11 protein-coding genes are annotated in these 12,342 nt (G+C 72.9%); 2 read left to right on the forward strand and 9 right to left on the reverse strand.

What is annotated here, in order from left to right; all coding sequences use genetic code 11:
- Positions 1–331 precede the first annotated feature (331 nt).
- A complete protein-coding gene (locus tag ACFVT2_RS03100) occupies positions 332–1,582 on the forward strand; it encodes an acyl-CoA dehydrogenase family protein (protein ID WP_390011369.1) in 1,251 nt (416 codons plus the stop codon).
- 85 nt (positions 1,583–1,667) lie between these two features.
- Here ACFVT2_RS03100 and ACFVT2_RS03105 read toward each other — a convergent pair whose 3' ends face one another.
- The 6 genes from ACFVT2_RS03105 to ACFVT2_RS03130 form a co-directional block, all read right to left on the reverse strand.
- Positions 1,668–2,327: a GAF domain-containing protein gene (locus ACFVT2_RS03105; protein WP_390011371.1), complete on the reverse strand. Its 660-nt coding sequence runs from the start codon at positions 2,325–2,327 to the stop codon at positions 1,668–1,670.
- On the reverse strand, positions 2,324–2,944 hold the full coding sequence (locus tag ACFVT2_RS03110) for an ATP/GTP-binding protein (RefSeq protein WP_390011373.1): 621 nt from the start codon (positions 2,942–2,944) through the stop codon (positions 2,324–2,326). Before ACFVT2_RS03110 ends, ACFVT2_RS03105 begins: the two co-directional genes overlap by 4 nt.
- Positions 2,922–3,332 (reverse strand): DUF742 domain-containing protein, encoded by a 411-nt coding sequence (locus ACFVT2_RS03115; RefSeq protein WP_390011376.1) that lies wholly within the window; start codon positions 3,330–3,332, stop codon positions 2,922–2,924. The genes ACFVT2_RS03110 and ACFVT2_RS03115 overlap by 23 nt, the downstream gene beginning before the upstream one ends.
- Positions 3,329–3,778, reverse strand: coding sequence for a roadblock/LC7 domain-containing protein (locus ACFVT2_RS03120; protein WP_390011378.1), 450 nt, complete (start codon positions 3,776–3,778; stop codon positions 3,329–3,331). Before ACFVT2_RS03120 ends, ACFVT2_RS03115 begins: the two co-directional genes overlap by 4 nt.
- Positions 3,768–5,747, reverse strand: coding sequence for a sensor histidine kinase (locus ACFVT2_RS03125; RefSeq protein ID WP_390011381.1), 1,980 nt, complete (start codon positions 5,745–5,747; stop codon positions 3,768–3,770). Before ACFVT2_RS03125 ends, ACFVT2_RS03120 begins: the two co-directional genes overlap by 11 nt.
- Positions 5,748–5,960: 213 nt before the next feature.
- Positions 5,961–6,161 carry a hypothetical protein gene (locus ACFVT2_RS03130; RefSeq protein ID WP_390011384.1) on the reverse strand — a complete coding sequence of 67 codons (201 nt, stop codon included), beginning with the start codon at positions 6,159–6,161 and terminating at the stop codon, positions 5,961–5,963.
- 390 nt (positions 6,162–6,551) lie between these two features.
- On the opposite strand from ACFVT2_RS03130, the gene ACFVT2_RS03135 reads away from it, so the two are divergent.
- A complete protein-coding gene (locus tag ACFVT2_RS03135) occupies positions 6,552–7,271 on the forward strand; it encodes a hypothetical protein (protein ID WP_390011386.1) in 720 nt (239 codons plus the stop codon).
- Positions 7,272–7,896: 625 nt separating this feature from the next.
- Here ACFVT2_RS03135 and ACFVT2_RS03140 read toward each other — a convergent pair.
- The 3 genes from ACFVT2_RS03140 to ACFVT2_RS03150 form a co-directional block, all read right to left on the reverse strand.
- Entirely contained in the window at positions 7,897–9,120 is a 1,224-nt protein-coding gene (locus ACFVT2_RS03140; protein ID WP_390011388.1) for an MBL fold metallo-hydrolase, read from the reverse strand.
- A gap of 335 nt (positions 9,121–9,455) precedes the next feature.
- Complete coding sequence (locus ACFVT2_RS03145) at positions 9,456–10,322, reverse strand: GNAT family N-acetyltransferase (RefSeq protein ID WP_390011391.1); 867 nt, start codon at positions 10,320–10,322, stop codon at positions 9,456–9,458.
- A gap of 196 nt (positions 10,323–10,518) precedes the next feature.
- A complete protein-coding gene (locus ACFVT2_RS03150) occupies positions 10,519–11,925 on the reverse strand; it encodes an NAD(P)/FAD-dependent oxidoreductase (protein ID WP_390011393.1) in 1,407 nt (468 codons plus the stop codon).
- Between the last annotated feature and the right edge of the window lie 417 nt (positions 11,926–12,342).

Genomic DNA, 12,342 nt, shown 5'->3' on the forward strand with positions numbered 1-12,342 from the left:
GGGGTGGCGGCGGCGCGCGCCGGGGCGGGCCGCCCGCCGCGCCCGCCGGCCGGGGCGGGGCGGGGGCGCGGGGGGGGGGGGGGGCCCCGGCCCCCCCCCCCCCCCGCCACCCTGCATGTGGCGGCCGGGGGGTGCGCGGCGCATCCGCGCACTCCAAGTGCCCGTATGAATGCGCCCGGTTGATGTTTTGCGCGACCCGCAGCTGGTATGCCAACGGGTGTTGCACACGGTAGGCACAAGATCATTTCCGATACGATCACGGCGGCACCGTCCGTGCCGCCCCGAGGCGGGGAGCGATCGGCACGCGGAAGTTCGCGCAGGAGGGCTCGTCTTGCATCGCTACTTCACGGACCAGCGACATGAGGGACTCCGGTGCCGGGTACGGGACTTCGCCGAACGCGAGGTCCGCCCCCGGATCGCCGAGATGGAGGCGAGCCGCACCGTTTGCCCCGACCTCTCGCGGCTGATCGCCCGACAGGGCTGGATCGGCGCGACGGTGGACCGCGCGTACGGCGGGATGGGCGCCGGGCACGTCGCCAAGACCCTCATCATCGAGGAGCTGTCGCGGGTCAGCGCCGCGATGGGCGCCATGGTGCAGGCGTCCCAGCTGGGCGTGGCGAAGATCGTCCACTTCGGCAGCGAGGAGCAGAAGAAGACCTGGCTGCCGGCGATCGCCTCGGGCGACTGCCTGCCGACCATCGCGGTCACCGAGCCGCAGTCCGGCGGCCATGTGCTGGGCATGGCCTCCACCGCGGTCCGCGACGGCGACGACTACGTCCTCAACGGCCGGAAGATCTACGTCGGCAACAGCCACATCGGGGATCTGCACGGGGTGGTGGTGCGCACCGGCGAGGGCTCCAAGGGCCTGTCGGCGTTCCTCGTCGAGTCCGGTGCCCCCGGCTTCCGGGTCGGGCCGCAGCGGCCCGCGATGGGCCTGCACGGCTTCAGCTTCGGTGAGTTGTTCTTCGACGACTGCCGGGTCCCGGCGGCGCAGTTGCTGGGCCGGGAGGGCGACGGGCTGTCCGTGGCGTACTCCTCCAGCGTGCTGTACGGGCGGCCGAACCTGACCGCGGTCTCGCTCGGCATCCACCAGGCGGTCCTGGACGAGACCACGGCGTTCTGCACCGAGCGGCGGCGCTACGGCGAACCGCTCGCGGAGCTGCCGACCATCAAGCTCAAGCTGGGCCGGATCCAGTCCCGGCTACTGCTGGCCCGACTGTCCGCGTACCACGCGGTGCACCTGCTGGACCAGGGGCTGCCGTGCGACGCGGAGCTGATGAACGCCAAACTGGTGAACGTGGAGTCGGCGCTGGAGTCGGCGCGGGACGCGATGGACATCCACGCCGCCTGCGGATTGTTCACCGACCGGCCGGTGGAGCGCTTCCTGCGCGACGCGCACCACATCTTCGCGCCGGCCGGCACCTCCGACATCCAACTGCTGCGGCTGGGCGAACTGGCCCTGGGACAGGGGAAGGGCGACTGGTCCGACCGGCTGGCGGAACTCCTACGGCCGGCGCCGGCCGAGCGGCCGACGGAAGAGGCGCTGCCGGGCGGCCGGGAGGCATTGGCCCGGGTGTCCTGAGCGGCGGGCGCCCGCTCCTCCGGTGCGCCGCCCGGGTGCGGCCCCGGCCGGCCGTACGGGCCTCCGGGGCCGCGGCCGCGCCCGGTCAGGAGGCGTCGGCCTCCCGCTGCCGCCGTTCCATCTCGTCGATCTGCTCGACGAGTTCGGCGGCGAACGCCTTGATGGTGTGCAGCCCCTCGCGCCCCCAGGGCCGGGGTTCGCGGTCGATGACGCAGACGGTGCCCAGCGTCATCCCGGTGCGGTCGATCAACGGAGCGCCGAGGTAGGTGCGGATGCCCAGTTCGTCGACGACGGGGTTCCCGGCGAACCGCGGGTAGTCGCAGACGTCCTCCAGGACCAGCGCCTTGCGCCGCACCACGACGTACGGGCAGTAGCCGTGGTCACGGGACATGATCCGCTCGGGGCGGCCGCTGGGCGGCGCCGGGCCCAGCTCGACGGAGGTGTCGAGGTCGGGGGCGTAGAGGCCGGCGAAGTACTGCTCTCGCTCGTCGATGAAGTTGACCATCGCGTACGGGGTGTTGGTGGTCCGGGCGAGCTTGCGGGCGAAGTCGTCGAACGCGGGCAGCGGGTTCTTGCCGATGCCCAGCTCGCGCAGCCGGGCCACCCGGGCCGGCGCCTCGTGGTCCTCCGGCGTGATCACCAGCCGACGCGTCATGTCATCGGTCAAATAAGGGAGTTGGGAGGAGGGGTAACGCCAGGACGGATAACGGGAGGGAAGGGGGAAGCGTGCGGAGGGGACGTTCATGGCAGCTCCGGGGTGGCGGTGAGGACAGGGCTGAGCAGGTATTCGACGAGGGACACCAGGACATGGGTGCCGGAGGCGCACTGACGGGCGTCGCAGCGCACGACCGGTACCTGCGGGGAGAGGTCCAGGGCGGCCCGGACCTCATCGGGCGCGTAGCGGTGGCCGCCGTCGAACTCGTTGACCGCGACGACGAAGTGGATGCCCCGCCCCTCGAAGAAGTCGACCGCGGCGAAGGACTGGTCCAGCCTTCGGGTGTCGGCGAGCACCACCGCGCCGAGCGCGCCGTGGGACAGCTCGTCCCACAGGAACCAGAAGCGGTGCTGCCCGGGCGTCCCGAAGAGGTAGAGGACGTGGTCCGGGCCGAGTGTGATCCGCCCGAAGTCCATGGCGACGGTCGTGGTGGTCTTGTCCTCCACGCCGGCCAGGTCGTCGGTGCCGGCGCTGATCTGGGTGATGAGCTCTTCGGTGCTGAGCGGTGCGATCTCGCTGACCGCGCCGACGAAGGTGGTCTTGCCGACTCCGAAGCCGCCCGCGACCAGGACTTTCAGCGCGGTCGGGAAGCAGTCGGACGCGGAGTCCCCCGGGAGCCGGGAGTCAGAGTCGTTCACGAAGTCCATGCAGCACGGCCTCCAGCAGAGCACGGTCGGTACAGGGGACGGGCCCGGCCGAGACGGCCGGAGGAGTCCGCGCGGTGAGCGCCCCGCAGTCGACGAGGTCGGCGAGGAGCACCTTGGTGACCGCGGCGGGCAGCCGGACGTGCGCGGCGACCTCGGCGACCGGGACGGGCCCGTCGCACAGCCCCAGGACCCGGTCGTAGTCGGGTCCTTGGAGGCCGGCGGGCCGCCGCCCGGTCGCCCGCACCATGGTCATCAGGTCGAAGTGCGCCGTGGGCCGGGTGCGGCCCTTGCTGACGGTGTAGGGGCGGACCAGGCGGCCCGCCACCTCGTCGATCCACGGCGCGTCCGGGCCGTGCGACCGCTGCCGGCGCGGCAGGGCCACGGTCAACGGCCACCCGCCGGGGCTTGGTGGCGCGGGGGCGTCGACAAGTACGGCCGGACGCTCTTGACCAGCATCCCCATCTCGTAGCCGAGCACCCCGGCGTCGGCCTCGCGTCCGGCGAGGACCGCCAGACAGGCGCCGGAGCCGGCGGCGGCGACGAAGAGGAAGGTCTGCTCCATCTCGACGACGACCTGAAGGATGTCGCTGCCCTCCCCGAAGCGGGAACCGGCGCTGCGGGCGAGGGAGTACAGGCCGGAGGAGAGCGCCGCCATGTGGTCGGCGACGTCCGGTTCGAAGCCGTGGGATGCCTTGACGAGGCCGTCGGAGGACAGCAGGACGGCGCTGCGGGTGTGCGGTACCCGCTGGACGAGTCCGGTCAGCAGCCAGGAAAGGTCGGTGTGCTGATTGGCGCGGAACTCCGCGTGCGCCTGCGCGCGCACATCACTCACCATGGTCGGGGTCGTCTCCTCGGGGGCGGGCCATCGGGGCGTCGTGGTCGGGGGCAAGGAGCAGTTCGGGGTCTCCGGGGCTGCCGGTCACGCAGTCCTGATCCGGGGTGGTGGCAGGAGCGGGGGCGGGGTGGCCGGCGGCGATGAGGCCGGCCGCGTAGCTGGGGTCGGCTCGGCTGAAGCCGCGCTGGTAGGCGGCCATCAGGTTCGGGTCGTGGAGGCGTTCGGGGCCGGTGCGCTGGGGCGGGGGGTCCGGCACGTCGCGCAGTTGGGGGGCGATGTGCGCCTGCTTGACGCGGCGCGGCAGCCGGGGGCGGGTGCCGTCGTCGAGGGGCGGCGGCGGAGGCGGCAGGACCACCGGGCCGGGATCGGCGAGCCAACCGGTGGCCGGCCGGGCCTCGGCGGGCCGGTGGTCGGCGGGGTGGCCGCCACCGGGCAGGAAGGCGGGCGGGCCGTCGGGCACGCCGGACGTGTGCTGCGGGGCGAGCACCGCGGCCTCGACACTGGCGATGGTGGTCGAGGCGGGGGTGCGGACGATGCGCCGGCGGGCGGGGAGGTCGTCGGATCCGGCGGTGAGCGCACGGGCGGGGGGCAGGGCGCGGGGCGCGGGGGCGGCGGGGGCGGCGGCCGGTTCGCGGCGGCCGGCGACGCCGTCGAACCGGTCGCCGTACGCCCGTTGGCCGCGCGCCGGGGCCGGTTCGGCCTCCTCGTCCTCCATGCCGTCCGGGAACTCCTCGCGGGTCTCGGCCGAGTTGGCGCCCAGCAGCTCCGGCGGCACGATCACGGTGGCCTGGACGCCGCCGTAGATGCTGCCCTGGAGCCGGACCACGAGGCCGTGCCGCTGGGCGAGCGAGGAGACCACGTAGAGACCGATCCGGCCGTCGTCGAGAAGTTCGGTGAGGTCGATCCGCTCGGGGTCGGCCAACAGGCGGTTCATCTGCTCCTGTTCCTCCGCCGGCATGCCCAGGCCACGGTCCTCCACCTCGACGGCGAGCCCCGCGGTGACGTGCCGGGCCCGCACCGTGACCGGCGTCTCCGGGTCGGAGAACTCGGTCGCGTTCTCGACGAGTTCGGCGAGCAGGTGCACGACGTCGGCGACCGCATGCCCGCGCAGGGTGCCCTCGAACGGCGACACCAGCTTGATCCGGGTGTACTGCTCGACCTCGGCGGTCGAGGAGCGTACGACCTCGGTCATGGTGATCGGGCGGGTCCACTGGCGGCGGGTGATGGCGCCGCCGAGGACGGCGAGGTTCTCGGCGTGCCGCCGGATCCGCGTGGCCAGGTGGTCGATGACGAACAGGCCCTTGAGCAGGTCCGGGTCCTCGACCTGGTGCTCCATCTCGTCCAGGGTCAGGATCTGGCGGTGGACGAGGGATTGCAGGCGCCGGGCGAGATTGACGAAGACCTCCAGCTTCTGCTGGTTGCCGGTGGCGTCGCTGCGGACGATGCCCACCGCCTCGATGAGCGCGGCCTCGGCGGCCCGGCCGGTGGCGGCGACCTCGTGGGCGAGCCGGCCGAGCGGGTCGCCACCGGGCTCCGGCAACTGCTCCCGGTCGTCGTGGGTCCGCAGCCATTCGTCATTGCGCACCCGGTCGAGGAGAGCGTCGATATCGGCCTGCGCGCGGGCGCACACCTCGCGCAGCCGCGCGCACCGGTGCGCCAGGGCGCGCGCCTCGAAGTTCCCGACCAGGCCGCCGACGAGGACGATGCCGCAGACCACTACGAGGCCACCGGCCAGCACCGCCCACTCACGGCCGCCGAGCCGGGCGCCGCCGCTGCGGACCACGAACGCGGCGACGCCCGCGCAGACCACCGCGGCCAGCAGGGCGGGGAGGGCGGCGAGCCGGACCAGGCGGGACCGTATGGCCGAGTCGGTGACCGGCTCCGAGAAAGCCGTCCGGCCGTGCCGTCCGCCATGGGACCGGGGAGCCTCCTGGGACGTCTCGGTCCTCGGCGGGGTTGCGGTAGGCATCGGCGCCCTCCGGATCGGCCGTTGGCAGTTCGCGGAGCACGCACGCTAGTTGTTGCGGGGGTGGGATTCGGACCCCCTCCGGGGTTTCGCTACCCCTCGCCACCTCCTTGGGTAGGCACGTCCCGCACGAAAGTGCGAAAAGATCCGAACTCCCGTACAGGAAACAGTCGTTGAGGCGTCACCGAACGCCTCACCCGCACCACTGCCCCCGCCTCACTGCGGGAGTTCGACCGAGGTCACGCCCACCGAACCGTCCACCGCCGCGGTCGACCGTGCCGCCACCGGGCCCACCGGCGGCCAACTCGGCCAACCCCACACCGGCGGCACCGCCACCGCCCGCCACCACGGCGCCACGACCTGCCCGTCGGCGAGCTCGAAGGGCCGCCCCGGCGGCGGCACGGCCGCCACCGCCATGGAGGTCGAGGTGGACCCGCGACCGTTCCGCCGGCAGCATGGCGATATCGGGGCAGAGTTCTACGAAGTGTCCGATGGGTCTGGTGACTTCGGGTGAGTTCAGGTGGGTTCGAGTGACTTCTGATTTTCCTGACCGCTCCGGTCGCTGTGGGGCGGGGCGCCGGTGGGTACGACCTTGACCTGTCGGATGCCCCTGGTACCGGCAAACAGCTGCGTATTCCCCCACTAGGCAGCCGCGGCCTGGCTCTTCGGGTTCCTCTGGGCGTCCTTCCCCTCCCCGCACCCGTGTTAGCCGGATGTTAGCGGCGCGGCAGCCTTGTGACAGCGGCGCCGATCAAAGTGGGAGACGTACCGAGGAAACAACGACGCCCACCGCCCCCGGGGACCGAAATGAACTCCAACACCACCGTCCGCACCGTCCGTCGCCGCACCCTGCGCGTTGCCGCCGCGGCCCTGACCGCAGCCGCCGCCCTGACCCTGACCGCCTGCTCCGGCTCGGACGCCTCCGGCGCGAAGCCCGCGGCCCACACGGACACGGGTACGGCCACCGCCCAGTCCAGCGGCGCGGGCTCCTCCGCCGGAGTGCAGGGCTCCGATGCCAAGGCCGGCTCCGATGCCAAGGCCGGCACCAAGGCGGGCGCTGTGGGCAAGCAGTCGGGCAGCTCGCACACCGGCACCGCCAAGACGGCATCCCCGGTCCGCACCGTGCCCCTGGTGGACGGCAGCAAGGCCGAGATCTACGAGCTCGGTGCCCAGCGCTACCGCGCCAAGATCGTCAGCCGCGGTTCGGTCCTGGCCACACTGGAGACGACGGGGCAGGACGCCGACGCCGGGCTCGACGCCAACGACATGTTCGTCGTGCTCACGATGGGCGGCGAGGTGCACTCCTGGATGGGCGGTGGACACCAGGGACCAGGCACCTTCAAGCTCGCGGGCGGCTGGACGGCCAAGGTCACGAAGGTCGGCGAGCTGCGGTACCGCGCGCAGATCCTCGGCCACGGGGGCGAGGTGGACGCCACGCTGGAGACGAACCAGCACGACGTCGGGGTCGACGCCAACGGCGTATACATCGTGCTCAGCAACGGCGGTGTGATCAGCGCCCACGAGTAGACACCCGACCCGCTGCGGCAGTGGAGCCACCTCCGGCGGGGCGGCTCCACCGCCGCAGTGACAGAAGCGTTCGCGTGGCCCTGAATGCCTCCCAGGGCCACGCGAACGCGGTGTGCGAAGCGGGTCTTGCATGAACGAATTGATGGCACCAGCCTTCGCGGAATCGCCGTGCAGCTTGTTGAGCCCCGACAGATGAACCTACGAAGTCGGGCTGCCCTGGCCACCGTTGACCGGTCATGACCACTCGGAGGGCAGCCACAGCCCTCGGTCTCACCGCTGCCGCGGTCCGAGCCGGACTCATCAGCGCCGCACCCGCGTCAGCCGGCGGATCGCTTTCACACCCCGGCCGCCAGTAGGTGACAGCGGGCGCACCATCACGAGCGGGCGCTCGGCCATATCACTACCGGGCGCTCAAAGTGTCGTCGTCGCACCTCAGGAAGACACCATTCGGCTGACCACGCGTACGGCCGCCCCGGGGTGGCGCGCAGACGGCAGGGGACGGAATTCCGGCTCATTCTCTTTTCTCGCCTGCCGCGGCGGCCCGTCGACAGCTCGAAGCAGCCGTTGACGCTCCGAATCTGACATGGACGCAAAGGCTTGCGCTACCTGCCTCAGCTCGTCCGCATCAGCCCTCGCGGACAAGGTCGAGGTCTCTTCTGCCCTTCCTCGACGCGCTCTCGGGGACGGGCCATTTGCGGTTCAGGGGGAGGGCCAAGTCACGCCACCAGGGCCGTATGGGGAGCGTGCCAGCGGGCTCATAAGGCTGGCCCGGGACGGGGAAGGCGACGTCCTGCCCAACGGTCTTCGCGGCCGCCATCGCCCACTCCGCAGGCTCGGCCCACGGGTGCGGGGCGAGGTTGAACGTCCCCCAGTGGATCGGCAACATGACCCCGCCGGCACGGCCTTGTTGCAGGTCAAGGTGACTCTGGACGCCTTGAGCCGGATTCATGTGAATGTCCGGCCACCCGCCGGGATGGGGTGCACCGCTCGTGCGGTTATCGGGCCAGAAGTCGGAGTAGGCCCCTATCTGGATCATCGTCGCGTCGAACGGGCCGTGCGCCGCACCGGTCTCGGCGAAACCGGGGAAGTAGCCGGTGTCACCGCTGTGGTAGATGCGGTGCTCGGGGCCGGCGACGACCCAGGAGGCCCAGAGCGTGTGCTGTGCACCGCGCAGACCGCGACCGCAGAAGTGCTGGGCCGGTGTGGCGGTGAGGGTCAGCCCACCGATCCGGGTCGACTCGTGCCAGTCCAGCTCGGTGATCCGCGCCGCGGGTACGCCCCAGAACTCCAGGTCGGCGCCGACGCCGAGCGGTACGACGAAGAGCACACCGGAGGCAATCAGGCCCTTGATGGTGGGCATGTCGAGGTGGTCGTAGTGGTCGTGCGAGATCACCACGACGTCGACCGGGGGCAGCTCCGCCAGCTCCACCGGCACCGGGTGCATCCGCTTCGGCCCGGCCCAGCTGAACGGTGAACAGCGCTCGCCCCAGACCGGGTCGAAGAGCACCCGCTGCCCGTCGATCTCGGCGAGCACGCTGGAGTGTCCCATCCAGGTGAGTCGCAGACCGGAGGCGGGCGGGCGGCCCCAGTCCGCGTCGGTCGGGCGGTGCACCGGGATCCGTCCGACCGGTGCCCGCCGCAGCCGCCCCTCGCGGCTGAGCCGCGTACGCGCCATCGGCAGCGCGGCACCCCGGAGCAGATCCCGGGTGGGGGTCGGGTTGCGGAACTGACCGTCCACGAACTGCGGCGATCTTTGCATCCTCGCCAGCCGCTCCCCGGTCGGCTCGGCGCCGAAACTCTCGGGGCGCAGCGCGGTCAGTCGCGTGGGGCGGGGTCGGGATGCGGTCACGGCACCTCCATGGTCGGGGCAGTCGCGGAGTGAACGGACCGCGTGAACGCTGTGTTCCGGTACTTCCGGCCCGCCGGGTGGCGGCCCCGGATGCAGCACCGGCACTCTCCGGGGCAACGGCGCAGCCTGCCGGCGCATTCCCGGCCGGGGTGGACGGGTGTGTTCATCGGCCGGTGGCGGGAGGGTTCGGGTGCTTACGACGGGATGAACGGGAGCGCCAGCCGAAAGCACCCGTTCGGGTGAATCGTGGGTGGGTGTGCCGGGAGCGCGGGGGCGGATGCCGCACGGCGTGCCGCCGGCTCCCGCGTGCCGCCTGCCTCCTCCCCCGCCCCTCCCTAGCTGGCCCGCTCCTCCGCTCCGAACGCGATGACCAGGTGGTCCTCCACCGGGCGGTAGCCGATCCGCTGGTAGAGCGCGTTGCTGGTGGGGTTCGCGAGGTCCGTGAAGAGCAGCAGCTCGGTGACGCCTGCGGTCCGGGCGGCTCCCGAGAGGGCGGCGGTCAGGGCGCCGGCGTAGCCGCGTCCGCGCAGCTCCGGCGGTGTGTAGACGGGGGCGACGCGAGCCATGCCGGCGAGCGTCACGGTGATGCCGGCCATCGCGACCGGGCGTCCGCCGGCCTCCCAGAGGGTGCAGCGGCCCTCGGCGATCCGCTCGTCGAGGGCGCGGGCGTCGCGGGGCGGCGGCTGGCCGATGTCCGCGGCGAAGGCCGTGGACCAGCGGAGCAGTTGTTCCCGATCGGCGGGCGTGGCGGGCCGAGCCGCACCGGGTGGGGCGGGCTGCGGCGGCGTCAGCTCGCCGAGCCGGTAGAGCCGGTGCCGTTCGACGATCCGCACAGGACGGTCGTGCCGCCGCTGCCAGGCCGCGGCGACCGCCTCCGCCGCCGCCCGCCCCGCGTTCACTCCGGGGAGCCCCGTCCGCCGCCGCGCCAAGACGTCGACCAACTCGGCCGCGGCGCCCTCCGGCAGCGGGGAGAGCAGCAGCTTCCGCGGCGGCGTCCATAGGAACGCCCCGCCGACCGCCGCCCCTTCGTCGCCGCGCCACCAGCCGTACCGGGGTGCTTCCGAGCCGTACGCGTCCGGCCCGAGCGCCCGCACGGCGGCCGACACCGACAGCAGCGTGGTGTGCTCGACCGGCCGCCCCCGTAGGAACTCCCCCGCGGCCGTCTCGAAGTCGGCGGGGTCCCGGGTCAACGCCCAGGTCATGGCGCGGCCCCCGCCCTGGTGCCGGTCACCGTTGCCGTCCTTACCGCCGTTGTCCTTGCTGCCGTTGTCCTTGCCTCCGTCGCCGTTTCTGCCGTCGCCGTTTCTGCCGTCGCCGTTGCTGCCGCCAGTCGTCCCCCTCGGGGCCGGTGTGGGCCGGGCGTGCGGGGCCGGTCGCCGGGGCCTCCGCTCCGTGGTGTCATGCCGCCTCCACCGCGACGGATGGGCGGGGCAGGCCCGGGCGGCGGGGCAGGAAGACGGTGCGCAGGAGGACCTGTGGGGCCATCAGGCGGGAGGGTGCGGCGGTGAGGCAGAAGACGTCCCGGAAGGCGGCTCCGACGACACGGTCGACGGCGGCGCGGGCGGAGAGCCGGTCGAGGTACCACGTCGTCAACCGCTCGCCGAGACCCGCCTTGGCACCGGCCCCCCGCACATAGGGGCGGTCCGCGCCGACCGCGGCGATCCAGGCCGGATCCGCGGCCCGGCAGACCGCCCGCTGCGCCCGGGCGAGGACACCGGGCCCCGGCCCACCGGCGGCGTCGAGGGTGTCCCGTAGGGCCATCGCGCCGAGCGCGGCCACCGACATGCCCTGGCCGTAGACCGGGTTGAAGGTGCAGTTGGCATCCCCCAGGACCAGGAGACCGTCGGGGACCGCACCGGGGCGCTCGTAGTGCCGGCGGCGGTTGCAGGTGTCGCGGAAGCCGTGCACCGGCGAGATCGGTTCGGCGCGGGTGAGCAGTTCGTGGACGTAGGGGTCGCCGATGGTGGCGCTGAACGCGGCGAACTCCGCCTCTTCGGTGGGCGGGTGGTGCCCGCGCACCCCCGACAGGGTCAACAGCCAGTTGCCGTCCTCCACGGGGATGTAGGCGGCGCCCCGCGGGCACTCCGGCCAGCCGGGGACGTTGATGCCGACCTCCGGTTCGCCGTCCTCGGCGGTGGGGCGGTACATCCGGGTGGCGTAGGCGAGACCGGAGTCGACGGTCTCCTCCTGCGGCGCCTCGCGGCCCAGTTCGGCGTACCACCGGGGCGTACGGGAGCCCCGGCCGGAGGCGTCGACGACCAGGTCGGCGCGGAGCGCCCGGGCGGTCCCGGCACTGCGGTCGCCGTTGCGGGCACGGACCTTGACGCCGGTGACCCGCCGGGCGTCGCCGGTGAGGCCGATGGCCTCGGTCGCCTCCAGGACCTCGACGCGGGTGCCCGGGCCGGCGGTGGCGCGCAGGGCCCGCTCGCGGACGACGCCGTCCAGGACCGGTCGGGTGACGCTGAGCGTGGGATGCCGGCGCTCGTCGAAACGGCGCTGCCAGCCGGTGGGCGTACGGGTGACCAGGTCGCGCGGCAGATACAGGCTGCGGGCCCCGGCCTCGGTGAGCGCGGCGACCGTACCGGGCAGCAGCCGGTCCAGGGCTCGCTGTCCACCGCTGAGGAAGATGTGCAGGTGGTGGGCTTGCGGGACGCCCTTACGGAACGTGCGATCGGCCGGGTAGCGGTCCCGTTCGATGACCGTGATCGCGTCGAAGTGGCCCCGCAGGGCAGTGACGGCGAGCATCCCGGCGAGTCCGCCGCCGATCACGATCGCGGTCCGCCCGCGCCCGGTGTGCTCCGCCATGCGTACCCCTTCTCCGCCGCGGCCGGCGCGTCCACCGACGGGTGGTCGTACCGGTCACCGGGACCTGCTCACTGGTGCGCCTCAGCCTCAGCGCCCGGCACGCCCGTGTCAACGATCCGTTCCCCATCGTGACCGTTCCTCCGACAAAGCGACCGGGCGCCGCCCCTTCCGACCCGGCTCCCTGCCCCCCCAGCCGCTATGCCTGCTCCTGTCCCTCCTCCTCTGCCTGCTCCTCTGCCTGCTCCCGTACCTGCTCCCCATTCCTCTCTGCATCCTGGTCTGCTTCCCGCCCCTCCCCGTGTACTTCCTCCTCACGTCCCCGCTCTGCTTTCTGACGGCCGGTCGGGAGTAACCCGGTCGTCGCCCGTTCACCGCCGGGCTCCGGGCCTGAGCGGCGGCTTCTCCGGTGCCGTTCCG

This window comes from Streptomyces sp. NPDC058000 (assembly GCF_042886435.1).
Classification (GTDB): domain Bacteria; phylum Actinomycetota; class Actinomycetes; order Streptomycetales; family Streptomycetaceae; genus Streptomyces.